This window comes from Marilutibacter chinensis (assembly GCF_021725675.1).
In the GTDB taxonomy this organism is placed as follows: domain Bacteria; phylum Pseudomonadota; class Gammaproteobacteria; order Xanthomonadales; family Xanthomonadaceae; genus Marilutibacter; species Marilutibacter chinensis.
The window spans coordinates 816408-840697 of sequence record NZ_JAKJPO010000001.1; the positions used below are offsets into that span (position 1 = coordinate 816408).

At 69.5% G+C, this 24290-nt stretch carries 18 protein-coding genes and 1 tRNA gene; 7 read left to right on the plus strand and 12 right to left on the minus strand.

The window, feature by feature from the left end:
* Window positions 1-6: 6 nt before the first annotated feature.
* From L3V18_RS03580 to L3V18_RS03630, 11 genes are all read right to left on the minus strand, one after another.
* Window positions 7-1248, minus strand: a complete 1242-nt coding sequence (locus L3V18_RS03580) for a hypothetical protein (RefSeq protein ID WP_237053214.1) — start codon at window positions 1246-1248, stop codon at window positions 7-9.
* Between the two features lie 39 nt (window positions 1249-1287).
* Window positions 1288-2640: a hypothetical protein gene (locus tag L3V18_RS03585; protein WP_237053215.1), complete on the minus strand. Its 1353-nt coding sequence runs from the start codon at window positions 2638-2640 to the stop codon at window positions 1288-1290.
* A 161-nt stretch (window positions 2641-2801) separates the two neighbouring features.
* The gene (locus L3V18_RS03590; RefSeq protein WP_237053216.1) at window positions 2802-3857 is read right to left on the minus strand and encodes a hypothetical protein; all 1056 of its coding nucleotides are present in this window, start codon (window positions 3855-3857) and stop codon (window positions 2802-2804) included.
* 49 nt (window positions 3858-3906) lie between these two features.
* On the minus strand, window positions 3907-6021 hold the full coding sequence (locus L3V18_RS03595; protein ID WP_237053217.1) for a hypothetical protein: 2115 nt from the start codon (window positions 6019-6021) through the stop codon (window positions 3907-3909).
* A 183-nt stretch (window positions 6022-6204) separates the two neighbouring features.
* Complete coding sequence (locus L3V18_RS03600) at window positions 6205-7755, minus strand: S8 family peptidase (RefSeq protein ID WP_237053218.1); 1551 nt, start codon at window positions 7753-7755, stop codon at window positions 6205-6207.
* A complete protein-coding gene (locus L3V18_RS03605) occupies window positions 7752-8525 on the minus strand; it encodes a hypothetical protein (protein WP_237053219.1) in 774 nt (257 codons plus the stop codon). Before L3V18_RS03605 ends, L3V18_RS03600 begins: the two co-directional genes overlap by 4 nt.
* Window positions 8522-8818 (minus strand): hypothetical protein, encoded by a 297-nt coding sequence (locus tag L3V18_RS03610; protein WP_237053220.1) that lies wholly within the window; start codon window positions 8816-8818, stop codon window positions 8522-8524. The genes L3V18_RS03605 and L3V18_RS03610 overlap by 4 nt, the downstream gene beginning before the upstream one ends.
* Window positions 8815-9795, minus strand: coding sequence for a hypothetical protein (locus tag L3V18_RS03615; protein ID WP_237053221.1), 981 nt, complete (start codon window positions 9793-9795; stop codon window positions 8815-8817). Before L3V18_RS03615 ends, L3V18_RS03610 begins: the two co-directional genes overlap by 4 nt.
* Window positions 9796-9805: 10 nt before the next feature.
* On the minus strand, window positions 9806-15628 hold the full coding sequence (locus L3V18_RS03620; RefSeq protein WP_237053222.1) for an N-acetylmuramoyl-L-alanine amidase: 5823 nt from the start codon (window positions 15626-15628) through the stop codon (window positions 9806-9808).
* 10 nt (window positions 15629-15638) lie between these two features.
* Complete coding sequence (locus L3V18_RS03625) at window positions 15639-15974, minus strand: hypothetical protein (protein WP_237053223.1); 336 nt, start codon at window positions 15972-15974, stop codon at window positions 15639-15641.
* A gap of 234 nt (window positions 15975-16208) precedes the next feature.
* Window positions 16209-17144 (minus strand): AfsR/SARP family transcriptional regulator, encoded by a 936-nt coding sequence (locus L3V18_RS03630; RefSeq protein WP_237053224.1) that lies wholly within the window; start codon window positions 17142-17144, stop codon window positions 16209-16211.
* 330 nt (window positions 17145-17474) lie between these two features.
* Here L3V18_RS03630 and L3V18_RS03635 point away from each other — a divergent pair, with 330 nt between their 5' ends.
* The 7 genes from L3V18_RS03635 to L3V18_RS03665 all read left to right on the plus strand — a co-directional run bounded on the left by L3V18_RS03635 (window position 17475) and on the right by L3V18_RS03665 (window position 23944).
* Complete coding sequence (locus L3V18_RS03635) at window positions 17475-17834, plus strand: helix-turn-helix domain-containing protein (protein WP_237053225.1); 360 nt, start codon at window positions 17475-17477, stop codon at window positions 17832-17834.
* A gap of 94 nt (window positions 17835-17928) precedes the next feature.
* Window positions 17929-18005, plus strand: a tRNA-Arg gene (locus L3V18_RS03640).
* Between the two features lie 131 nt (window positions 18006-18136).
* Window positions 18137-19669, plus strand: a complete 1533-nt coding sequence (gene amaB, locus L3V18_RS03645) for an L-piperidine-6-carboxylate dehydrogenase (RefSeq protein WP_237053226.1) — start codon at window positions 18137-18139, stop codon at window positions 19667-19669.
* Window positions 19670-19689: 20 nt separating this feature from the next.
* Complete coding sequence (locus tag L3V18_RS03650; RefSeq protein ID WP_237053228.1) at window positions 19690-20469, plus strand: metallophosphoesterase family protein; 780 nt, start codon at window positions 19690-19692, stop codon at window positions 20467-20469.
* Between the two features lie 6 nt (window positions 20470-20475).
* On the plus strand, window positions 20476-21537 hold the full coding sequence (locus L3V18_RS03655; protein ID WP_237053230.1) for a quinone-dependent dihydroorotate dehydrogenase: 1062 nt from the start codon (window positions 20476-20478) through the stop codon (window positions 21535-21537).
* A gap of 132 nt (window positions 21538-21669) precedes the next feature.
* The gene (gene murB, locus L3V18_RS03660) at window positions 21670-22758 is read left to right on the plus strand and encodes a UDP-N-acetylmuramate dehydrogenase (protein WP_237053232.1); all 1089 of its coding nucleotides are present in this window, start codon (window positions 21670-21672) and stop codon (window positions 22756-22758) included.
* A gap of 271 nt (window positions 22759-23029) precedes the next feature.
* Window positions 23030-23944, plus strand: coding sequence for a DMT family transporter (locus tag L3V18_RS03665; RefSeq protein ID WP_237053233.1), 915 nt, complete (start codon window positions 23030-23032; stop codon window positions 23942-23944).
* A 54-nt stretch (window positions 23945-23998) separates the two neighbouring features.
* Here L3V18_RS03665 and L3V18_RS03670 read toward each other — a convergent pair whose 3' ends face one another.
* A complete protein-coding gene (locus tag L3V18_RS03670) occupies window positions 23999-24271 on the minus strand; it encodes a hypothetical protein (RefSeq protein WP_237053235.1) in 273 nt (90 codons plus the stop codon).
* Between the last annotated feature and the right edge of the window lie 19 nt (window positions 24272-24290).

Sequence of the window (24290 nt, forward strand, 5' to 3'; positions counted from 1 at the left end):
CTCCGCTCAGCCGCCGCTGCCGGCGGCCGCGTTGCGCGTGGAGGGAACGTAGTTCGGATCGATCGGAGTCGAGTTGCCCTGGATCGCGGCGATCATCGCCGGCGAGGCCAGCTTCTCCATCGGGAAGTAATCCGACTTGAAGTTGACCCGCACCTCGCCGGTCAGCTTGGCCTTCATCTCCTGCTTGGATTCGGACTCCTCGTCCACCGACGAGGACACCGTGGTCATGTGGGTCTGCACATTGGTATTGGCGGTCGCGGCACCGCCCCATCCGAAGTGCGCGCCGGCCACGGTGGTGTTGCGGTTGTAGCTGGTGTCGCGGTCGTACAGGGAGGCGGCCGCGCTGCGCTGGGCCTGGTCGGAAGCGCGGAAGTCGAACACCACCTTGGCGTTGATCGCGCCGTCGGTGATCACGATCCGGTTGATGCCGAGGATCACCATCGACGACAGCAGCTGCTGGCGGCTGCGCGCCATCTGCATCCGCGCCGCCTGCGCCAGCCGGCCTTCCTGCTCGGGGTCGGACAGGTCGGTGACCGGCTTGGCCATCTGCATTTCCTGGTTGACCCGGCCCATCACCTCCTGCGCATTGTCTTCGTTCACGAGCGCAATGCGCGGGCCGGCACCCTCGTCGAAGCCGTCGCTGCCGGTTTCGATGCGGAAATCGCCCGGGAAGCGGTCGACCAGCCAGTCTCGCGCGTTGTTCAGGCTGATGTTGTCGGAGGCGAACTGGTCGACGGTCTGCGACACCGACTTGAGCAGTTCGCCGTAGGCGCGCATCTGCTGGATCGAGGCGTCGACGATCGCCTGGAACACGTTCTGGATCAGGCCGCCGACGAAGGCCGGGAAATCCACCGCGCCTATGTACTTGCGGAAGTTGGTCGCGCCCTGTTCGACCGAGCCGGCCTCGAAGTCGCTGCCGGCGAAGGTGCCGACCTTTTCCGAGGCCTTGCGCTTGGCCGCATCGACCTCGCCGGCCAACGCGCGCGCCAGGCCGCCCTGCGGCGCCTCGTCCTTGGCCAGAACGCCACGTCCCGGGGTCAGTTCCTGTCTGGCGAGTCCATCCGGATTCGACATGTACGAGGCGACCCGCACCATGTTGCGGGCCAGTTCCTGCTGCTCGGCGACCGGCAGTTCGCGAAACCCCTGCGAGGACTCGAGCAGCCGTCGCACCTGCGGCCGCACCGCGGCCAGGGTTTCGTCATCCAGCCAGGCCGGGTTATGGGCTGCGCGTGGCACGGGTTCGCTCATGGCGTGGGCTCCGTGTCGGTTCGGTGGCCGCGCCCCTGGTCAGGGCGTGGCCGCGGGAGGGGCGGCCGCCGGGGTTTCGCCGGTCGCGGGCGCGGTGCCGGACTGCGCAGGCGGCGGCCGATTGGCCATGGTCTTGACCATGCCCGGCTGCGCGTTCATCTGGATCGCCGCGATCGCCTCCGGGTTGGCCATTTTCTCCAGCGGCAGATAGTCGCTCTTGAAGTTCACTTCGACCTGGCCGGCCAGGCTCGCGCGGGCCTGCAGCGATGCGTCGTTCTGCAGCTGCGAGGTGCTCATCATCTTGATGATCGGCTGCTCTGTGTACTTGTAGTTGCCCTTCGAGTACCAGCTCGCGTCCTGGCGGTTCTCGCCCGTGCCGCTGCCGCCTTCGTACTGGTAGTCGTACTCGCCCTCGCGGTTGCGGGTCTTGGCGATGTTGCCGTACGCATCGCGCTGATGATCCATCTTGGCCGCACTGTGGCGGTACTTGAGGTTGTCGCGGGCCTGGAAGTCGTACATCACCTTGGCCGAGATGCGGCCGTCGGTGACCACGATGCGGTTGATGCCCAGCATCACCAGGGTCGCGAGCAGTTGCTGGCGGCCGGTCGCGATCTGGGTGCGCGCGGCCGGCACCAGCAACGCCTCGACCAGCTCGTCGTCAAGACGGGTGATCGGCTTCTCCAGCGGCAGAGACTGGTTCAGGCGCTCGATCGCCCGGCGTTCGTCGACGTCCTGGCGCACGACCACGCGCGGCTCGTTGCCGGGCTGCTCGTCGCCGAAGCCGCCGAAATCGCCCCAGTCGCCGCCCCCCATCTGCAGCTGGAAGATGTCCGGGAACTGCTCGACCAGGTGGTCGCGGCCCTGGTTCTGGGTGGTGTTGTCGTCGCGGAACTGGTTCAGGCTCTTGGAGACATCCGCGACCAGCTTGGCGTAGGCCTCCATCTGCTGGATCGAGGAAGTGACGATCGAATTGAATACGCCGTCGATCAGTCCTGTCACGAACTCGGGGAAATTGACCGCCTGCATCAGTGCGCCTGCCTGTTGCACGCCGGTCTTCAGCGCGGTGCCGAACTCGGGCTGATCCGACGCCGGCAGGGGTTCGCTGTCATCGCCTGCAAGCGCGCGTACCTGCGGGCTCTGCTGATGCGGCTTCAGGCGGATGCCGTCCGGTTCGGCCAGATAGCTGCCGATCTGGACCAGCCCCTTGGCCAGGGCCTCGCGCTTTTCCGGCGCCAGGTCCTGGAACGATTGCGCCTGCTCCAACATCTGCCGCACCTTGCGGCGCACGACATCGGTGGTTTCCCGGCTGGCCGTCGGGGCGGCCGCGGGAGAACCCGTCGACGCCGCCATCGCACGGGCCGAGGGGACTGTCTTGGGAAATATGGCGGACATGGCCTGTGCTCCGGATAGGGGTTGATGCTGAACTGGAATGGCGACGTCGGAGCCGGGTTCCCGCAGGAGCGGCGCAAACCGCGATGAAGCTTTGCGTGAAGTCCCTGTCGCGGCTTACGCCGCTCCTGCCGGACGCTCCGACGGGTTGTCGACCACGGCGTTCACTGCAGCGCCCTCGCCTCCTCCAACTGCTCGCGCATCTCGAACTCGATCGGCCGCACGTACAGGCTGATCCGCGCCGGCGAGTTGGGCGTCACCCGGATGCTCAGCACCGAGAAATGCCCCTGTTCGCCCGCCTCCATGCCGAATGCTTCCAGCCAGCGCGACAGCGCGGCCAGCTGGCGCGGGCGCTCGGCCAGGCCGAGCTTGAGCAGATCGAGAAAGCGCGCCGGCAGGTCGGGCAACGACGCCAGCAGGATCTCGAGCTTCATCTCGACGCCACCGGGGGTGTTGCGCATGCCGATCAGCACGCCGCCGGACGGCAGCTCGAAGCGCCCGCCCAGGGCCACGCCGACGATCCGCATCAGGCTCGGCAACTGATGGCCGATCCCGAGCCGGTTCATCAGCGGCCCAAGCGCCGACACCATCAGCGGGCCACGGTGCAGGAAGGTCACCCGCTGGCTGCCGGCCTCCCGGTTGCAACCGATCGAGGTGAAGATCGGCATCAGGCTCGGCATCTCGTTCATCGCCTGGCGGGTCAGCCGTGCGAGCGGTGCGGCGAGCGCGTCGATCTGGCTGGGAAGCAGCTCGTAGTAGATCTTGGTCGCGTACAGCCCGTCCTCGTCGAACGCGCTGCCGAACCAGGCCCCATAGCTCATCCAGCCCAGGCCGCCGAAGCCGCGCCACTCCTCGCTGCGCGAATCGAACCAGCGCAGCGCATCGCGGCCGAACACCGGACACACCAGTCGCCGCATCTCGCGGGTGGCTTCGTCGCGGCGCGCGACCGGCGACGCTTCCGGGCCGAGCGGCTCGATCGTGAAGCGAAGCGTGCCGGGCTCCGCCTCCGAAAAGGACGGCTCGTACGGCACCGCACCCGGGGTCAGCGCATTGCGGGTGTAGGCGATGTCGTCCTCCGGCAGGCTGAAGGTACGGTCGATCAGCGAGTCCAGATAGGGCAGAGGATCGCGCGTACCCAGCGCCCGCGCCGCGCTGCTGAGCGAACGCTTGACGTGGGCCGCCATCGGCCGTTTGCCGGTGTGGCTGATTGGCTTGTTCATGGCCTTGCTCCCATGACTGTGAGGCCCTCGATGACGTGGCGATGCCGGTTCACAGCGGCGGCAACGCGCCGTTCAGGCTGCCGCCGATGCCGCCGGTCAACGACTCCAGCGCTTCGCGCGCGAACGCCGGCATCTCGATCGGCTTGCTGGTGATGACCGGCGACTCCACCGGCTGCGCGAACTGCTCGACGTGGTCGTCCTGCACGCCGCCTACCGCCAGCCACTGCTCGCACGCCTGCACCAGATCCCAGTCATTGGGCTCGACCGTCGGCCGATCGCTGCCGCGCAGTTGCGGATTGGTCAGCGCCGCCAGCGAGATCACCTCGCCGAACCGCCCGCCCAGACGCTGGTGGTGATTGGCCAGCCAGCGGATGATCACCGCACCGGCATGGGCCTGGGTGCGGTAGCGGTGGGTATTGCGCGGCCCGCCAAGATAGTTGGCGTTGACCTGGTCGATCACCTGCCAGATGTCGCGTGCGCCGAACGCGGTACGCAGCTCCGGATCGTTGAGCTTCTCCAGGTACTCGCGGATCATCGACTGCAACTCGGTCGCGGCGAAATAGGCGATGCCGTACCCATGCAGCGAAAGATTCGCGGCCAGATCGCGGCCGGCCTTGCGGACCTGCTCCTGCGACACCGCCACCGGGATGTTGCTGCGCAGCAGCCGGTCGACGGTGAGCTGGCGCGCGAACGAGGACACCGCCGAGACGAAGCGCAGCCACAGGTCGTTGAACTCGCGGTTGGGCTGGTTGCCGTTGGGGTCGCCGCCGGGTGCGCCGAACACCCGCATGTACAGGTCGCGGCGCTCGCCCTCGGTGATCCGGTCGACCGCACGCTTGTAGTAATTGAACAGGTAGTCGCCGGCCTTGCCGCGTCCCAGCGGCAGCAGTCCCGCGCGGAACAGCTCGACGATGCGCTCGACCACCTGCGGCAGGTGCATCTCCTCCAGCATCCAGGAGAAGTAGATCGCCTGTACCGCGTGCAGGTTCTCGCGGACGATCTCGACGTCGGTGCTTTCGTCCAGGTCGGGGAGCACGATCTCCATCGAGGACGGCGGTGCGCCGGCCACGACGCCGGTGTCCATGTCGTACGCGTTCTGGATGCGGCTGGCGAGCCAGGCATCGTTGGCGCTGACCTTCTCGTTGGCGAGGCGACGCACCACCGCGGCGACGTTGCGGCCGCTGAGCGCGCAGATCGTCTCGGACGGCCCCGGCTCGAATGCGGCCAGGCTCGCACGGATGGAGGCGGCGACCGCGGCATCGCTGGCTTCGGCCTTCGCCTCCTTCGCGGTGGCCAGCGCTTCCCTGGCCAGCACCGCGGCGGTTTTCGCCTGCTCGGCAGCCGCGTCGGCGGCCTTGGTCGCCAGGGTCAGCGCGCGCTTGGCGGCGGTCACTTCCTTGTTGCCACGCGAACTTCCGCCCTGCAGGGCATCGAGCTCGGCCTGCTTCTCCTTCACCGTGCGGGCAAGGGCCTGGGCCGACTCCTTCGCCGCCTGGGCGGCGCGTTCGGCCTCGGCGGCGCGGGTCGCGGCCCCCTGCGCGGCGTTGATCGCAGCGCGCTTGGCCATCGCGTGGTCGAGCACCTCGGCACGGCTCTGCGGGTCGCCGCCTGGTTCCACGCAACCGACGATCGCCGGATCGACCAGGCCTGCATCGATCTGCGACTTCAGGCTGACCTCGTAACGCTGGCTCAACTGCGCGTACACCGCATCGAACAGCGCCCGATGACGGCGATACTCGCCCTGGGCGCTGCTGATCTTCTGCACGAAGTCCGGGCGCGAAGCATCGGTGTAGCCGTCGATCTGCAGCAGACCGCAGATCGACGCGATCTCGCGCTCGTTCTTCTCCAGCGGGTCGAGCAGGTTGCCGAGCATGCGCTGGCTGCCAAGCAGGCCATACTCGTGCACGAAGGCGTTGTCGCGACGCAACTCGCTCCAGTCCTTCTGCTGATGGGTCGCGGCGACCAGCCGGTAGAACGGATCGATCACCACGTCGCTGCCGAGCTGCTTGCGTATCCGCGCCAGCTCGTCCAGCTGCTTGCTGTTCAGGCCGCCGCTGCTTTCGGCTGTCTTGTCGATGGTTTCGAGGACCTGCAGGCGGGCGCGCAGCTCCTGGCGCTTCTTCAGCTCGCGCTCGCCCAGGTCGACCAGCAGGATGCGTTTCATGACTGTTCTCTCCTATCGGGAACGGAGTGGATGGAGCGGGCGCGACGCACTGTCGGAACGGCCGCCGCGGTGCCCACCGGTTTGCGGGACTTGCAGGAACTTCGTTTGCTCGCCATGGGGGTTCTCCTCGGCAGCGGTGCATGGGTGTTGCCGTGCGGTCGCATGGCAACGGTCTTGCAGTGATCAGGCCGCGACGCGGTCGGCCCCGGATTCAGGGAAATGTTGCGGCGGACGTTCTCCAGTGTGTCCGGCCTCCGGCGTGCCGGTCGCGTCTTCCCCGGCGGACGCCTCGGCGAGGTCGCGGTCGATACGGCGGTCCAGGAGCCGCAGCGCGGCCATCGCGTCGACCACGCCGCGTCCACAGCCGGTGACGCCGGCACGGCCGAACGGACGCGCGCTCTCGACCAGCAGTTCGCGCGTCTCTTCGCTGTCGAGTGGCCATGCGCGGCGCTGCGCGCGCGAAGCCAGCAGCGCGCAGACCGCAGCGACGAACGGAGCGGCGAAGCTGGTGCCGGTCGCGTTCTGGTAGCCGTGCAGCCCGCAGGTCAGGATCTCGCGGCCGGGCGCGCATACGGAAACATGGCGTCCGCGGGTGCTGAAGCTGGCCGGTTGCAGGTCGCGGCCGACTGCGCCGACCGCGATCACGCCGTCATGGGCCGCCGGGTAGTAGCGCTCCTCGAGCCCCGAGTTGCCGCTGGCGGCGACCAGGATCACGCCACGCGCCAGCGCATAACGGATGACCTCCTCGTGCGGTCGCGGCGCGTCACCCGCCAGCGCGCTTTCCGGGGTGCCGAAGCTCATGTTGACGACCTTGACGTTGAGGTCGATCAACCGCTTCATCCCGGCATCGATGTTATCGAGCGCGCCGACCCCGAAACGGCGGTCGCCCGGACCGAGCGCCGCGCCCAGCACACGTACCGGCGTCAGCCCGCACGCACCGGCACCGCCCGGCGGTATGCCGCGCCCCTGGGCGGAGAGGATGCCGGCGCAACCGGTGCCGTGGCCGACCTCGTCCTGCGGCTGCTCGCCACGTTCGCGGTAGTCGCCGACCAGGGTCAGGCCGCCGACCAGTTCGGGATCGAGATCGACGCTGTCGAAACCGGCGCGCAGCCGCGCATGCAGTTCCTCGTGTTCGAGCGCGACGCCGGTATCGGCCAGGCCGATCACGGTCGCCGGGTCGCCCGGCTCGTAGGCCAGCGCTTCGGGAAGCCGCAGCAGCTCGCGCGCCCACCGCGGGTCGGCCACCGTGCGCGGATCGACCCGCTCCAGATCCGCGCGGTCGGTATCGGCATCGGCGGCGACCGCGAACGGGCCGCGGCAGAGATGATCGAGACACACCCGCTCGACCACCGGCACCTCGGCCAGGGTCTGCAGCAGGGCCGGCACCCCGGCCGGATCGCGTACCTCGATGCGCAGCACCCGCGCGACCCCGCTGATCTGCTCGACATCGTCGAAGCGGCGCGCACCGGGCACCGGTCGCTCGATACGCCGCTTGCGGGCGCTGTGCAGGCGGGTGACCCGGAACGCGCCGCCGTGGTGCCGCAGCAGGCGGTCGATCACGCCACCGTCGATATGCTCGGCCTTGTCGGTGCCGTAGCCGACCACCGCACGCAGCCCGGGCACGTGCTCGGGAACCTCGCCTAGACGGAGCGTCAGCAGCAGGCGGCCAGGCACCCACGCCGGCATGCGCGCCCGTGGTCTTCCGGTGCCGGAGCCGATGGAATGACGGTTCATGGCGTTCCCCACTGGCCGAGACGGCCCTCGCTGAGCTCGACCCGGGCGATCTCGCCGTCGCCGAAGTCCAGTTCCGCCTCGCAACCGAGCTGGTGCGCCAGCGGTGCGAGCACGATGCCGTCCTCGACGGATTCGACCACCGGTACGGTCTCGCCAGCGGCACGGACCAGCGGCAGGCGTCCGCCGCGCAGCGACGGCGTGCTCAGGTGCACGCGACGCCCCGCGCCATTCGCGGCGCCGGCCTCGACACGGGTGACCCGTGGCGCGGCAGCGCTCATCAACGCCTGCTGCAGACGATTGACCGGCATCCGCGACAGCCGCGCGATCACGTCCGCGCCGGCGCTCTTCTTCAGTTCGTTGAGCTGGGTGACGGTGCGCACGCCGATCCGTTCCAGGCGGCGTTGTTCGTCCTCGGTGATGCGGTCGCCGAGCGCCTCGCGCAGGCTGAACTTCGGGTCCTCGGCTTTGAAGTCGACCGCGTTCTCCTCGATCATCGGCTTGGTGATCGTGGTCAGCGCGAGCTTGATCGTGCTGGCCTCGGATTCGCCCGGGCCGGCGGGACGCAGGAATACCTCCTCATCGACCATCTGCACGAACGCGCGCAGGTCGAGCGAGACGTCCTTGACCGCGAACGTCAACGGCAGCTTGCCGACACGGGCCTTGATCGCCATCGCAGCCTGCGCCTTGTCCAGCTGCTCGGTGAGGGCCTGGATGAAGAGATCGAACGGGATGCCGCTGTCGCGGACCAGGGCCGGAATCTGTGCGCTCATGGCCACGCCTCCCCATGCGTTCCGGCGTCGTGTCCGTCGTCGCGACGATGTTCCGCTTCGACCGCGCCGCCCCAGGCCAGCCGCAACTTCGACGGCGCGGTCTGCCAGTCGCCGGGCCCGCGGCTGCGCGGCACGTCGGCCAGCAGCACGCAGCCGCCGTCGCGCAGGACCGGACGCAGCTCCAGCGGCAGGGTCATCTCGACCCCGGCCAGCTGCACTCCGCCCCGTGCCTCGACCGCGAGCAGGCCGTCGTGCAGTTCATCGAGCAGGCGGGACAGCTCGCGCAGCATCATCCACCTCCCTCGGCCGGCGGAACCGGCGCGGTGGCGGGAACCGCGGGCGCCGGCGCCTGGGCTGCCGCGGGCTGCGGCCGCATCGCCGGCGAGTGACGCTGGATCAGCGCGGCCTTGGCCGGCTCGACCATGCGCTCCAGCGGCAGGGTCTCGCTGACGAAGTTCAGCTTCACCTCGCCGAACAGGTCGGCGCGGACGTTGGACTCGTTCTGCGCGTTGACCGCGACGGTCGACACCATCGTCGAGCTCTGCCCCTCGTAACTGAGGCTGCCGCGTTCGCCCCAGTTGGCGACGGCCTTGGGATCGGTGCCGGCGGCATACCCGACCTTGGCCGCGTCCTGCGCGGCGGCGCGGAACATCACCTTGCTGGTGATGCTGCCGTCGCGCACGACCACGCGGTTCATGCCGAGCATCACCATCGTCGCCAGCAGCTGCTGGCGCTCGCCGCCGACCTTCAGCCGGACCTGGGGCAGGATCCGCTGCTCCAGCAACTCGGTGGTGAGGCTCTCGTTCTCGACGCCGTACTCGGCCAGCCAGGCCGGCTCCAGGCCGTCGCTTCGCGGCACCAGCTGCGGCTCGACCCGCTCGCCGCCATCGGGCAGCAGCAGTTGCACGTCGCCAGGGTAGCGGCTGGCGAGCCAGTCGCGGGCCTGGTTCGGGGTGACGTTCTCCTCGGTGAACTGTTCGAGCGTCTTGGCGACAGCGGTGACCAGGCTGGAGTAGCTCTCCATCTGACGGATCGACGCATCGACGATCGCATCGAATGTTCCGTGCACGAGCTGGGCGACGAATCCGGGAAAGTCGATCTCGTTGACCATCGCGCCGGCACGCCGGGCGATGGTCTCCGTCGCCTGGGGCTTCGGCGCCGAGCCGGCGCCGGCCTGGGTGTTCTCTCCCTCGCCCGCCAGCGCGCGCACGGGGAGCGAGCCGCCGCGGGGCGGGAAGATCCTGCTGCCGGTGCCGTTGCGCTCGGACACGATGCATTCCTCAGGCCGTGGTCACCCAACCGTTCTGGCGCTCGTAGCGGCCGTCGCCCAGCAGGCGCAGCGCGATCCTCGCCAGCGGACTGCCTTCGGCCAGTCCGACGAAGCGGTAGTCGATGCCGACCTTGAGCGCGGCGACGCCATCGACGTCGTCGGCGTTCTCTATCCGCGCGACCACGTCGACGCCGTGGTCGAGCGCCAGCGACTGCGCCGGGGCGGTCCCATCGCGAACCCGCCCCGATGGGTGACCGTTCGCCGTGGCCACGGCGATGCGGACATCGCCGACCGAACCCTGTGCGGCACGGAAACTGACCGTCAGCGGCAACGGCGCCGGCTGGCCTTCCAGCGCCGGCCACCCGCCCAGTTCCATGTGGACCTCGGTCGGCTCGCCGCTTCCGCTCGTGGCGGCCGTGGTCGGCGCCTTCAGTCCCTCCAGCTGCTCCAGCGCCCAGGTATTGTTGTCGTCCTGGCCGCGCAGCAGGTGCATGCGGGTGCCGGCGACGCGACTGGGCTCGACCGGTTCGATGCGCTCGCTGGTCGCCGCGCCGTTGCCGTTGCCCGTTCCGTTGCCGCCTTCCAGCGCCCGCACCGGCGACGGTGGACGCGCCAGGCGCAGGCGGCCGCTGCCGCGCTGGTTCGATACCGGAGTACGTCCCGCCCCCCGCGCACCGAGCGAATGCGAGGTCGCCGTGGTCGCGGGCAGGTACAGCACCCGCCAGTTGCCGTAGTCCGGCTCGGCCATGTTGCCGTAATCGGCGGCGAAGTCGGCGAACGGCAGCCAGTCCTCGTAGCCGCCATTGCGCGGATTGAACGCGACCGGATCGCCGTCGAACGCGACCCGGGTGTCCCAGGGATTGAGCACCTTGACCTCGGTCGCGGCCGGATCGTCCAGATCGCCGCGGATGCCGGCGACCACCACCGCATGCGGTGCGCCGACGATCACCACCCACAGCGGGCCGTGCAGGCTCAGCCAGCGCGCCCATTCGCGCGGCGAATGGTAGAGGCTGGCGTTGGACGGCTGCGGAATCACGGTGAAGCCGTAGCGGTCGCGCACGTCGTCGAGCAGGTCCCAGCCATACGAAGTCGCCAGCGAGGTGCCGACTTCCTGAGCCAGCGTCTCCGGCGAGATCGACTGGTTGCGGCGGTACGACAGCAGCATCGCCATCGACGCGGCCCAGCAGGCGTTCTTGTCCGGCTGCGGAATCAGCGCGACCGGGTAGTCCGATGGACCGTCGTCCTGCAACGCGCGTACCCGCATCCGCGGTGTTTCCGGAGCGCGCAGCGCCTGCGTCGACAGCGCCAGGGCGATTCCGAGCAGCTCGTCGCGCGCCTTCAGGTGGCCGACGTAGGCCAGGGTGCCGTTGCGCAGCCGCACCAGATCGTCGGGCGTGCCGGGATCGCCGGACTCGGTCGACAGGGCGATGCCGGCCGCCTCGAACGCCGCGTACACCAGCTCCGAGCAGTAGAACGAACGTGCGGTATCGTCGTCGACCCCGGCCAGATCGCGGATCGCGTCCAGCACACGGCTCGAGAACGGGAACAGGATCCGGTGACCGATGCGGGCGACGCCGGCGTAGTTGTACGGCTGGCCGACCTGGGCCCGGGCGAAGTCGACGATCGCCTGCGCGTGGCCCTCGTCCACCCGCGGGTCGCGGTAGGCCACCGCCAGGATCGCGCCGTCGATCGCGGTCGCCAGCGGCACCTCGCGGACGCCCTCGCCGACCGCCTCGATCACGTTGCCGTCGCCGGCGTAGATCATCGCGTGGCTGATCGCCGACAGCGTGCCGGCACGGATCGCGTACGAGACGGCGTGGCGCGCGGTGGATACGATGATGTCGCCCGGTGCGAGCGCATCGGGGCCGATCGACTGTCCGCCGATGCCGGGATCCAGCGGGATCTCGAGTGACTGCGAAAGCGCCTGCGCGGCCGAACCGATCCGGACCGGGCCGACGATGCGGTACTCGCTGGCCGGGCCGCAGTCGACGTAGCTGGAGTCGACCTCGACGTCCCAGTTGCCGTCTCCGAGCAGGCCCAGCGGCGTACCGCCATGATCGAGCGGATTGTAGGCGTAGATCCGCTGGCCGTTGGCGTAGAGCTCGTAGGCCGGGAACTCGTCATGGCCGCCGACCACACGGGCCTCGACCCGGTCGCCGTTGACCCGCACGTGCACGGCGAGGTTGGCGTCGATGTCCGGTGACAACGCGACCAGCGGCAGCGCACCCTCGACGTGGAAGCTGACCACGATCGAACCCTCGGCCATGCTGATGATGCCGTTGTGCGAACTGCCGCCGAGCTGGACGCTCAGGTTGTCGTCGGTCGTCGCCAGGGTCTCCCGGGCGCTCGGATGCGCGCCCTGCTTCAGGTTGCGGTACCAGCTGGGCTTGCCGGCGACGGCCTCGGTGTCGCCGGCCGCGTACTCGGTGGACTCGCCCCAGTGACGGTCGATCACGTCGAGGCGGGCCCGCGTTTCGCCGTCGCCGAAATGCAGGCGCGCGGCGACCTCCGCACGGCTGCCGCCGCCATCGTGCTGGAAGCCGCGGCCGTCGCCGCCGAACGCGCGATCGGAGACCACCGGACGCTCCATCAGGATCGCCGGCGATGGAATGAACACGCGCAGCTTCAGGTCGACCGGCAGCAGGTCGAATGCGCCCTGCGCGCGCGCGCGTGGCGCCTGCGCGCGGACCGGCGCGCGACCGCGCATGCGGATGCCGCTGTCCAGGGCGAAGCTGGTGGCCCGGCCCTCGATCCAGTCGATCTTCCTTGGCGTGATGAAGCAGCCGCGGTTCAGCCCGCGGTCGACCGGTTCGCCGCTGACGTGCACCGCGCAGATCAGCGCCTGCAGGTCGCCTCCGGAGCCGCTGACCGTGTACACCGGCGAACCGCTGGCGCCCATCAGCGACAGGATCGGATAGTCGATCGTGTCCGGTGTCGGCGCCTCGCTGACGTAGCCGCCATGCAGATGCTGCATGTCGCCGTCGATGATCAGATCCAGCTCCGGCACCTTGCGCGAGCCGGCCGAATAGCCGCAGACCACCACCGGGAGCTGCGTCGACGGGCTGGCGTTGAGGAAGCGGAAGAACTGGCCGTGCGGCGCCTCGATCGGCACGTCGTCGATCACCGCCAGGTCGTTGTCCCAGTCCCCCGGACCGGTGTAGCCCGGCGCGATCCGCCACGACGATGCGTCGACGGTCGCATCGCCGAACGGCATGCCGCCGGTACCGTTGCGGCCCGGGATGATCTGTACCGTCGCCTTGCCATGCAGGTTGTGGGCGCAGGTCAGGATCCGGTTGCGGCCGATGTAGAAGCCGGTGCCCTGGTACTGGCTGCCATCGGCCTTGGTCATGATCAGCTGGCAGATCGCCGAGTGCGGGAACTGGCGCGTGTCCGAGACCCCCGCGAACCATTCCTCGCGGGCCTGGCTGAACGCGTCCAGCGTGCACTGCAGCGCCGTCGACGGATTGCTGGGGTCGTAGAACGGCGCGATGATCTCCTGCGCGCGCGAGTAGGCGCGACGGCCGCCGCGCGCCCGCAGTCCCTGCGAGGTCGGCGCCGGCGCGGCGTCGGGCTCGTAGCAGGTCCGCGAAGTGACCATGCCCATGTAGTAGTCCCAGTCCCAGACCGCATTCGGGCAGCCGGTGTGGGTGGTGCTCGTATCGGCCTCGGAATGGCCGAGGATATGGGTGCGGTCGTCCGGTATGCCGTACTGGTCGCACAGCCAGGACACCAGCGCCGCCGATGCGCACATCTGCGCCGGGGTCGGATTCAACCCGCGGGTGTTGGCGACGTGCTCGATGCCGATGCTGGTGCCGTTGGCCGAACGCGCGTGCCAGGCGACGTCGTCGTGGCGCACCATCTGCACCACCTCGCCGTCCTGGCCGATCACGTAGTGGGCGCTGACCTTGGCGTCGGGATTCTGGAACCAGCCGATGGTGCCGTTGATGTTGGCGCCACCGTCGGTGATGTGGATGACGATGCGCTCGATCGTGCGTCCGCCGGAGGTCGCACGGAAATTGCCGCCGTGGGCCGCGACGAAGCGGTCGGCCTGCGGATACTCGGGCGCCGGTGCGTTCAGCGCATGCGCGCGACGCGCCAGCGCCTGCGCGGTGGCGACGTCGTCGGGGATCGGCCCTTCGATGCCGTGGCGGCTGTCCTCGTCCTCGCCGCCGGCGCCGAGCGCGCGGGTGCGGCCACGGGCGCCGCGGCCGAGCGCGAACGACAGCGTCAGCCCCCAGCCGGCCGCGGCCGAGCGGATCCAGTCGAGCTTGGCCGGGGTGATCCGGCAACCCAGGTTGGTGGTCTCGCTGTGCGCGGCCACGTGCACGCCGACCATGTGCGCCTGCGGGTTCGCTCCCTCCTCGATCCAGTACACCGGAGAACCGCTGGTGCCGCCGAGGGTCTGCAGGTCGTAGTCGAAGGTCTCGTCGGTGGGCAGGCTGCGGATGTGGCCGCCCATCATGTGCTGCCTGTTCGGGTCGATGGTCTCGTTGACGAACTGATCGACCGTATCGGCCGGATCGGAATACGCGGCATAGCCGCACACCACCACGCCTTCAGGCCGCGATTGGGTCAGCTCCTCGACCAGGTCGAAATAGTTGCCCGACGAAGCCGCGTTCGCCGCCGGCACATGGATCAGCGCCATGTCGAAGTCGCGATTGCCGACCACGTACGACGGATGCATCTGCCAATCCGACGAACGCACACGGAACCGGCCAGCGGGTTCATTGGACGCATTCTTGGCCGGCACGATGATCAGTTCGCTTTGCCCACGCACCACGTGCGCGGCCGTGAGCAGCAAGCGCGGACCGATGAAGAACGCGGTGCCGCGTTCCCCGTCGGCGCTGTTGCGCACCTGGCAGATCGCCGAGTGCGGCGGCGCCGTGGTGTCGGACACGCCGAGCCACCACATCGCGCTTTCGAGGAAGAAGCCGGCCTGGGTGGTCAATGCATCCCACCAGCCGGTTGGCTGGTAGTAGGACGACACGACCTTCAGCGAACGTACCGGCGCCTGCCCCGCCGACGGCCGCGCGACCGGCCGGCGCATCCGGTGGGAGAGGCTGTAGCCACGCAGCGACTGCGCCACGGCGGGCGCGGGAGTGGCGATCGCCGCCGCGCTGCCCCGCCCGTTGCCGCTGGCACCGTTCCCGTTGGAGGCGCTGCCGCCATTGCCGTTGGCATGGCCGTTGCCGTTACCGTTGATAGTACCGATGGCGTCCGCGGTCGGGGAACCGCCCTCCTGCTGCCACAGGTCGTCGGGATAGCCGTCGCTGTAAGGCACCGTATCGTCCGGCGCCGTAGCGCGTACGCCACTGCCGCCATTGGTCGCGGCGGCACCGCGGCCATTCCCGCTGCCGGCCTGCGCGGGGGCCAGCACGTCGCCGCCCCAGGTCAGCGCATGGCCATTGCTGTCGCCCAGGCCGTTGCGTGCGGTGCGGCGCAGCCCGCGTTCGGTCAGCCCGGACAGGCTGACGTACATGTGCCCGGCATCCGGCACCTTGACCGAGATCGGCCGGCTGCGGTCCTTGTCCTGGTAGGTCGCCAGGCCGAAATACAACCGCGACTGGCCGACGAAGCGCGCGACCACGCCGGGCGGTACCAGGTAGACGGATTCGCGGCCACCGGCGGCATAGCGGCCGCCACCGCCGCCCGAACTCAGCAGGCGGCTGGAGAAGAAATTGTGGGTCGTACGAAGTCCGCTGTTCTCGGGCCTGAGCAGTTCCGGATCGGTGGCCAGGCCGATCTCGAACAGGGGAAGGTCGGTGCGGACGGTAAAGCCCAGCACGCTGAAGCGATCGTCGATCGACTCGCGGTTGGCTCGGATGACTGCCATGGCTGAACTCCTAGCGGCGCTTGCGTGCAGGAATGGGGAGAACCTCGACGTCCAGGGCCGGGCCCGGCGCGCGCGGCTCCAGCGTCAGCGAGACCGGCTGGTCGTCGGCGCCGTTGATGACCGTGGATACGCGTTCCCAGAAACGCTGCTGGGCATCGATGCCGATGCCTTCCAGATGGGGCTTCATGAACTCGACCACCGTTTCGAGGTGGCGGAAGAACACCCGTTGCCCGGACTGCACGTGCTCGACCGAGCCGCGCCACTCGGCGGCCACGGTTTCGCGGTCGCTGCGCTCGCTCCAGACGCGGACGATGAATGCTGCGGTGCGATCCTCGAGCAGTGCCATGACAACCCGCCCATGCAGTGAGGCCTGGGCCGAGCCTGCGCCGCCCACCTCACGAGCGGATCACCGCCGCATCACACGCGGATCACGCTGGCGACGCGACGCGTGATGGAGGTGTGACGGGCGCGCGAGCCGACATCGGCGCATTGCCCGGGCGGCACGGCAGGGACAGGCATGGGCCGGACGCACGCGGCGCCGGCCGCTTCCGCGGAGGATCGGCAACGGGAGGACGGGCGGCTACCGCCGCAGGAACGTCAGGCTCAGCTGCAGCTGCGCATCGGCTTCGGAGAGCTGCCGTCTCGCCAGTTCGATCAGGATGCACGGATCGGCAGGATCCCCATCGCGCGACTGCCCCGTTGCCGGGGAGTACGGTCCCGACTCCGGCATCGTCCACGCGCGCTCGCGTGCGGGCATGCCGACCGCACTGTCGGCGATCCGCCGGTAGACCTCCATCGTCTCGCGCATCGGCTGGATCGCCAGCTCCCGCCGCAGCAGGTCGCGGCAGCATTCGAACTGCTGCAGCGCCTGCGCGCGTTGTCCGCTCATCACGTACAGCTGCATCAGGTCGCGATGCACGTCCTCGCGCAGCGCATCGCTGTCGAGGATCGCCTGCGCGCGAGCGATCGCCTCCTCGTAGTCGCGGCGGATCGTCGCCAGCTGCATCAACCGGCCGAGCGCGTTGAGATAGCTGCGACGGTGCTTCTCGCGCTCGCGCAGGGCCCAGTCGTCGGTCACGTCGAGCAGAATGTCGGACTTGTACATCGCCACGCCGCGGCGCAGGCCGTCGATGTCGGCATCGCTCAGCCGTTCCGGCGCCCCGGCCAGGCCCGGCGAGATCAGCCGCTCGAACTCCTCGACGTCCAGCCACACCCCGGCCGGGCCGTTGAGCCCGATCGCCCCGCGGCGATCGCTGACGATCAGGTCGCCCTGCTTCAGCGGCGGCCGTTCGACCATCCGCCGCAACCGCCACAGCGCGGTGTTGAACGATCCCGGCGTCGACGAGGCGGTGCGCTCCGGCCACAGGTTCGCCAGCAGCTCGGAGCGGCTGAAATAGCGCCCGTGCCCCAGCGCCAGGTAGGCCAGCAGGTTCGCGCAACGCCCGGCGATGGCCACACCCTCGCCACCGTCGCCGCTGGCGACGGACAACGAGCCGAACAGCCGGATTCTGAGCATCGCGTGATGGCTCCTGCCGTGGCGGACGGGCGCGCCGTCCGGACATTCCCGCCCCGTGGGGCCGATGCCGCGGCGGTGGCATCCGCGGCGGCACCGACGTCGTCCCCTGCCTTCGTGACATGTTTCTCATATCCGCATGCGTGCCGGAAGTCCGGGCGGTTGCTGGCCGCTGCAAGTCGCGCTGACCGTTCATCATGGGCGCAAGCCGCGTTTACCTCCGTCCGCGATTGACAGCGGAACGGGACAACTTCAGGCAAGAATCCCTTACCGGACAGCGGCGGCGGACGGATCGGACTCCATCGGCAGGGATCGCGGAATTAAGGAGGCAGGGTGGGCGCGCTATCGCTCAGAGTCAGGAAGGCCCGGGTCCAGGCGACCCTGTCGCAGGCCGAACTCGCCCGCAAGATCGGGGTCAAGCGCAGCGCGGTGACACAGTGGGAGCACCCTGCCGGCACCACACCGAGCGTCGATCACCTGATCAGGCTGGCGTTGGAGACCGGGGTCAACTTCGAATGGCTCGCGACCGGCCGCGGCCCGACCCGTTGCGAAGGCAACGAACCGATCCCGGCGGTGATCATCGACGACTACGCCCGCGACGAACACGAGAGCCTGGCGCTGACCCAGTTCCGCAGGCTGTCGCCGAGCCGCCGCAGGATGGCCCTGGAGATCCTCGAGGTCCTGGCCCGGTGACCGGTCCGGAACGGGACGGCGGCGACCGATCGCCGCCGCCGTCGGTCCCGGGTTTCCGTACCGGCGGCGGTTCGTGCGAAAATATCGTCTTTACGGCCCCGTAGCTCAGCTGGATAGAGCATCCCCCTCCTAAGGGGAAGGTCGCACGTTCGAATCGTGCCGGGGTCGCCATTGTTTTTCGCGCGTCCATTCGCGACAACCCCGCACATCCATGTGCGGACTTTTCAATGCAAAAGCCTGCGCCTTGCGTGCGGGCTTTGCCTTTCGTGGTTCCCGGCCACGCCCCCAACATGGAGTTCCCGATGACGCACCCCGTCCTTTCCGCCCTTGGCCTGACCGGCACCGAATCCGGCACCTACCTCGGCAACAGCGAGTGGTCGAAGACCCGCGACGCCGGCGTGCTGGAGCCGGTCAACCCGACCGACGGACAGGTGCTGGCGAAGGTGCAGGCCTCGTCCAAGGCCGACTACGACACCATCGTCGAGCGCGCCGAGGCCGCGTTCAGGGTCTGGCGCACGACCCCGGCGCCGCGCCGCGGCGAGGCGATCCGCCTGTGCGCCGAGGCCCTGCGCCTGCACAAGGACGCGCTGGGTTCGCTGGTCGCGCTGGAGATGGGCAAGTCCAAGCCCGAGGGCGACGGCGAGGTCCAGGAAATGATCGACATCGGCGAGTTCGCCGTCGGCCTGTCGCGCCAGCTGTACGGCCTGACCATGCACTCCGAGCGCCCCGGCCACCGCATGTACGAGCAGTGGCACCCGCTGGGCCTGGTCGGAATCATCTCGGCGTTCAACTTCCCGGTCGCGGTCTGGGCCTGGAACAGCTTCATCGCCGCGGTCTGCGGCGACATCAGCATCTGGAAGCCGTCGCCGAAGACCCCGTTGTCGGCGATCGCCTCGATGAAGATCTGCAACGAGGCGCTGCGCAAGGGCGGCTTCCCGGACATCTTCTTCCTGTTCAACGACGCCGGCACCGAACTGGCCCAGCATTTCGTCGACGACAAGCGCATCGCCCTGGTCAGCTTCACCGGCTCGACCAAGGTCGGCCGCGTCGTCGGCGAACGCGTCGCCCGCCGCATGGGCCGCTCGCTGCTCGAACTGGGCGGCAACAACGCGATGATCGTCGATGCCAGCGCCGACCTGAAGCTGGCGATCCCGGCGATCGTGTTCGGCGCCGTCGGCACCGCCGGCCAGCGCTGCACCACCACCCGCCGCGCCTTCATCCACGAGTCGATCTACGACGACGTGCTGGCCAAGCTGGTCGCCGCCTACAAGCAGGTCGAGGGCAAGATCGGCGATCCGACCGACCCGGCCAACCTGATGGGGCCGCTGAACAGCTCCGACGCGGTCGACGCCTACCTCGAGGCGATCGAGGCGGCCAAGGCCGCCGGCGGCAGGATCGAGACCGGCGGCGCGAGGATCGACCGTGCCGGCAACTTCGTGCTGCCGACGATCGTCACCGGTCTGTCCAACGATGCCGACATCGTCCAGCACGAAACCTTCGCGCCGATCCTCTACGTGATGAAGTTCAGCAGGCTCGAGGATGCGATCGCGCTGCAGAACGCGGTCCCGCAGGGCCTGTCGTCGGCGATCTTCACCCAGAACCTGAAGGCCGCCGAGGCGTTCCTGTCGGCGGCGGGCAGCGACTGCGGCATCGCCAACGTCAACATCGGCACCTCCGGCGCGGAGATCGGTGGTGCGTTCGGCGGCGAGAAGGAGACCGGCGGCGGCCGCGAGTCGGGCTCCGATGCGTGGAAGGCCTACATGCGCCGCCAGACCAACACCATCAACTACTCGGACGCGCTGCCGCTGGCCCAAGGCATCAAGTTCGACCTCTGACGGCAGGCGGCCCCTCCCCCATGCGCCTGGCCGCCGTCTCGGACATCCACGGCAACCTGCCCGCGCTGTCGGCCGTCATCGCCGACATCCGCGGGCGGGACTGCGACGTCGTGGTCAACCTCGGCGACATCCTGTCGGGGCCTTTGTGGCCGGCGGAAACCGCGGACCTGCTGCTGTCGCAGGACTGGCCGACGATCCGCGGCAACCACGAGCGCGAGCTGCTGGAGACCCCGCGCGAGGCGATGGGCACGTCCGACGCCCATGCCTTCGACGCCCTGCGCGACGAACACCGGGCCTGGCTCGCCGGGCTGCCACCGACCCGCCGGCTGGCGACCGATGGCCCCGGCGCCGAGGTCTTCCTCTGCCACGGCACGCCGGACGACGACATGGCCTACTTCGTCGAATCGCCGGCACCGGGCGAGGCCCGCGCGGCCAGTCCGGAGGAAGTGGCCGCCCGCAGCGGCGGCAACCCGGCCCGGGTCATCCTCTGCGGCCACACCCATCGCCCGCGGATCGTGCCCCTGCCGGACGGACGCCTGGTGGTGAATCCGGGCAGCGTCGGCCTGCAGGCGATCCACATCCGCGGCGGTGCCGACGGCATCGACGGTCCACCGCATGCGATCCAGACCGGCTCCCCGCAGGCACGCTACGCCCTGCTCGAGCGCGACGCCCGCGGCTGGCATGCGCGCATCGTCGAGGTCGAATACGATCACCTGGCCGCGGCCGAACGGGCCGCAAGGAATGGCCGCCCGGACTGGGCCCATGCGCTCGCCACCGGGCGCACTTCAATGGAGAACTGAGAGCCGATGTACGCGCTCGCCCGCCCCTTTCTGTTCAGCCTCGACGCCGAGCACGCCCACGGCGTCGCCCTGCGTGCGCTCGACAAGGCCCACCGGATGGGCCTGGGCCCGCTGCTCGCCGCGCCGCCCGCGCCGCTGCGGACCCGGGCGTTCGGCCTGGACTTCCCGAACCCGGTCGGCCTGGCCGCCGGCATGGACAAGAACGGCGAGTACATCGACGCGCTGCTCGCGCTCGGCTTCGGTTTCGTCGAGATCGGCACCGTCACCCCGAAGGCGCAGGAGGGCAATCCGAAACCGCGGATGTTCCGCCTCCCCGAGCACGAGGCGGTGATCAACCGGCTCGGCTTCAACAACCAGGGCGTCGATGCGCTGGTACGCAACGTCGAGCGCGCGAAGCTGCGCGACAAGGGCATCCTCGGCATCAACATCGGCAAGAACAAGACCACGCCCAACGAGATCGCAGACGGCGATTACATGTACTGCCTGTCGCGGGTCTATCCGCTGGCCGACTACGTGACCGTCAACATCTCCTCGCCGAATACCGCCGGCCTGCGCGAGCTGCAGGAAGAACAGCAGCTGCGCCGGCTGATCAGCATCCTGCGCGAGGAGCAGGAGCGGCTGGGCGCCAAGCATGGCAAGCGGGTGCCAATGCTGGTGAAGATCGCCCCCGACCTGAGCGACGCCGACATCGACGCCTGCGCGCGCGTGCTGACCGAACTCGAGGTCGACGGCGTGATCGCGACCAATACCACGGTCTCGCGCACCGCGGTCGAAGACCATCCGCTCGCCCGCGAAAGCGGCGGCCTGTCGGGGCGCCCGCTGATGGGTCAGGCGACCACGGTGCTGCGGATGATGCGCACGCGCCTGCCCGAGTCGATCCCGCTGGTCGGTGTCGGCGGTATCCTCAGCGGCGCCGACGCGGTCACCAAGACCGCGGCCGGAGCGACCCTGGTCCAGTTCTACAGCGGCATGGTCTACCGCGGTCCCGGGCTGATCCGCGAATGCGTCGAGGCGATGCGCCGTCGCAAGGAAGCCCCGAGCAGCGGACCGCTGAAGCCGGGGCGCTGAGTTGCCGACACCCCCGGAACCGACGGCCATGGCGACCTCCGTACGCACGGGGACGAGGACGAGCGGCGCGCGCACCACCGGCCGGTGCCGACGGCCTCACCGCACATGCACGGGCCGGACATCACGCGTCTCATGACATCGCCGTTCACCCTGCTCCGCGACGCGCCTCTGCGCATGCGCAACACCTTCGGCATCGCCGCGCGCGCGCCGCTGCTGGCTGAAGTCGCCGATGCCGCGGCGCTGCCGGAGCTGTTGCACCGCCCCGAGTTCGCCGCGCAGCCGCCGCTGCTGCTCGGCGGCGGCAGCAACCTTCTGTTCGTCGGCGATCCAACGGTGCCGATGGTCGCACTGACCGGACACCAGCTCCGCTACGACGATGCCGGCGACGGGCGGGTGCGCGTTCGCGCCGAAGCCGGCGCCAACTGGCACGGTTTCGTGATGGAGACGCTGGCGCGCGGGCTCGGCGGGCTGGAGAACCTGGCGCTGATTCCCGGCACCGTCGGCGCCGCACCGATCCAGAACATCGGCGCCTACGGCGTCGAGGTGCGCGAGTTCGTCCATGCGGTCGAGGCCTACGAGCCGGCCAGTGGCCGGATCCACCGTTTCGATGCCGACGCCTGCGCGTTCGCCTACCGCGACAGCCTGTTCAAGCGCGAGCGCGACCGCTACATCGTCACCGCCGTCGAGTTCGAGCTGCCGCGGGCCGATGCCGGCCACGCGCCGAAGCTCGACTATGCCGGCATCGGCGACGAGCTGGCCGCGATGGGCACCGACGTGCCGACCGCGCGCGACGTCGCCGAAGCCGTGATCGCGATCCGCCGTCGCAAGCTGCCCGACCCGGCCGTGGCCGGCAACGCCGGCAGCTTCTTCAAGAACCCGATCGTCGCCGCCGGACAGGCCGAAGCGCTGCGGCGCGAGCATCCGCGCCTGCCGGTCTATCCGGTCGCGCCGTTTCCGGCCGATGCCGCCGGACACGGCGACACTCCGCAGGGCGGCTTCTGCAAGCTCTCGGCAGCCTGGCTGATCGACGCCTGCGGCTGGAAGGGCCATCGCGACGGCGATGCCGGCATCGCCGCCAGCCATGCCCTGGTGCTGGTCAACCACGGCAATGCCAGCGGCGAACAGCTGCTCGACCTCGCCCGCCGCATCGCCGGCTCGGTGTCCGGACGCTTCGGCGTCGCACTCGAGCCCGAGCCGCGCATCGTCGGCGCTCAGTGGTGATCCCCGAACCGCGCATATTCCGCAGCTGCGGCGCAGGCCGCGACCCGCACCCGATTCGTGCCTCTCGCGCCGCCCGTAGGCGCGACGCCCGCCTGTCTGTTTGCGGCGGCATTGCCTGTAGGAGCGGCGCAAGCCGCGATTGGACGCTCGCGACCTCGCCCATCACGGCTTGCGCCGCTCCTACGGAGGCTTCCATGCTCGCCTGCGCCGCCCGCGACCGCGCGGGCGCACACCGCTTCGTCTTCACTCCCCCGCCCGCCCCCCTGGTGCCATGACCGCTCCCGCCCGGACCACACACGCCCGCGCCGCGCTGCTGATGTTCGGCAGCACGATCTTCTTCGCCTTCATGGTGATCGCGATCAAGCTGGCCTCCGAAACGCTGCATACCTTCGAGGTCGCGTTCTTCCGCAACTTCTTCGGCATGCTCGCGACCGTGCCGCTGCTGATGCGCCACGGCGCCGGCATCCTCAGGACCGACCAGTTGCCGCGCTACGTGTTCCGCTGCTTCATCGGCGTGGTCTCGATGTTCTGCGGCTTCTGGGCGATCGGCCACCTGCCGCTGGCGCAGGCGGTGACGCTGTCGTACTCATCGCCGCTGTTCGTGACCATCTTTGCGGTGTTCTGGCTCGGCGAACAGGTCCGCGCGCGTCGCTGGGCCGCGGTGGCGATCGGCTTCATCGGCGTTCTGGTTATCGTCCGTCCCGGCACCGAAGGCTTCACCGCGGGTACCCTGATCGCGGTCGCCGCGGCGGTGCTGAGCGGCCTTGTCGCGATCCAGATCAAACAGCTGTCCAATACCGAACCGGCCGACCGCATCGTGATCTACACCACCCTGCTGTGGGTGCCGATGTCGCTGCTTCCCGCCGTCGCGGTATGGGAATGGCCGCAGGGCATCACCTGGCTGTGGGTGATCGCCGCCGGCGTATTGGGCACCGGCGGCCACATGCTGTGGACCCGCGCGCTCAAGCTCGGCGAGGTCTCCGCGCTGACCCCGATCAGCTTCATGCAGCTGCCGATCGTCGCCGTGCTCGGCTGGCTGCTGTTCGACCAGGGCGTCGACCGCTGGACCCTGACCGGCGCCGCGATCATCCTCGCCGCCAACGCCTACATCGCCCACCGCGAGGCCGTCCTCGCCCGCCGCGCCGCGACCACGGCGCCGGTGGAGGGCGCCAAGCCGGGGTACTGAGGATGCGCCGTTCGCCCCCTCCCGAAGCAGGGGGCGAAGCCGGCACGCCCGCTTCTAGCCGGCACCCTCGTCCGGCGCCGGCTGCAACTCCGCCGCCAACGCCTCCAGCTCCGCGATCTGCGCCTCCAGCGCATCGTGAAGCTCGCCCTGGCGCGTCATCAGGTCCTCGATCCTGCCGGCCTGCTTCAGCTTCGACAGCTCGCCATCGAACAGCAGCCACTGCGCGGTCAGCTGCTCGACGTAATTCTTCGAGTAATGCCGCATCTCCTTGAGCTGCGCCAATGCGTCGTTGACATGCTCGAGCGGCGTCTTGTTCTCCGTGGACATCGCGACCTCCGCTGCTTCC

Bases quoted from the DNA above. Each gene is read 5' to 3' on its own strand.
- L3V18_RS03580 (WP_237053214.1), bottom strand. From the start codon at position 1,248: ATGAGCGAACCCGTGCCACGCGCAGCCCATAACCCGGCCTGGCTGGAT.
- L3V18_RS03585 (WP_237053215.1), bottom strand. From the start codon at position 2,640: ATGTCCGCCATATTTCCCAAGACAGTCCCCTCGGCCCGTGCGATGGCG.
- L3V18_RS03590 (WP_237053216.1), bottom strand. From the start codon at position 3,857: ATGAACAAGCCAATCAGCCACACCGGCAAACGGCCGATGGCGGCCCAC.
- L3V18_RS03595 (WP_237053217.1), bottom strand. From the start codon at position 6,021: ATGAAACGCATCCTGCTGGTCGACCTGGGCGAGCGCGAGCTGAAGAAG.
- L3V18_RS03600 (WP_237053218.1), bottom strand. From the start codon at position 7,755: ATGAACCGTCATTCCATCGGCTCCGGCACCGGAAGACCACGGGCGCGC.
- L3V18_RS03605 (WP_237053219.1), bottom strand. From the start codon at position 8,525: ATGAGCGCACAGATTCCGGCCCTGGTCCGCGACAGCGGCATCCCGTTC.
- L3V18_RS03610 (WP_237053220.1), bottom strand. From the start codon at position 8,818: ATGATGCTGCGCGAGCTGTCCCGCCTGCTCGATGAACTGCACGACGGC.
- L3V18_RS03620 (WP_237053222.1), bottom strand. From the start codon at position 15,628: ATGGCAGTCATCCGAGCCAACCGCGAGTCGATCGACGATCGCTTCAGC.
- L3V18_RS03625 (WP_237053223.1), bottom strand. From the start codon at position 15,974: ATGGCACTGCTCGAGGATCGCACCGCAGCATTCATCGTCCGCGTCTGG.
- L3V18_RS03630 (WP_237053224.1), bottom strand. From the start codon at position 17,144: ATGCTCAGAATCCGGCTGTTCGGCTCGTTGTCCGTCGCCAGCGGCGAC.
- amaB (WP_237053226.1), top strand. From the start codon at position 18,137: ATGACGCACCCCGTCCTTTCCGCCCTTGGCCTGACCGGCACCGAATCC.
- L3V18_RS03650 (WP_237053228.1), top strand. From the start codon at position 19,690: ATGCGCCTGGCCGCCGTCTCGGACATCCACGGCAACCTGCCCGCGCTG.
- L3V18_RS03655 (WP_237053230.1), top strand. From the start codon at position 20,476: ATGTACGCGCTCGCCCGCCCCTTTCTGTTCAGCCTCGACGCCGAGCAC.
- murB (WP_237053232.1), top strand. From the start codon at position 21,670: ATGACATCGCCGTTCACCCTGCTCCGCGACGCGCCTCTGCGCATGCGC.
- L3V18_RS03665 (WP_237053233.1), top strand. From the start codon at position 23,030: ATGACCGCTCCCGCCCGGACCACACACGCCCGCGCCGCGCTGCTGATG.
- L3V18_RS03670 (WP_237053235.1), bottom strand. From the start codon at position 24,271: ATGTCCACGGAGAACAAGACGCCGCTCGAGCATGTCAACGACGCATTG.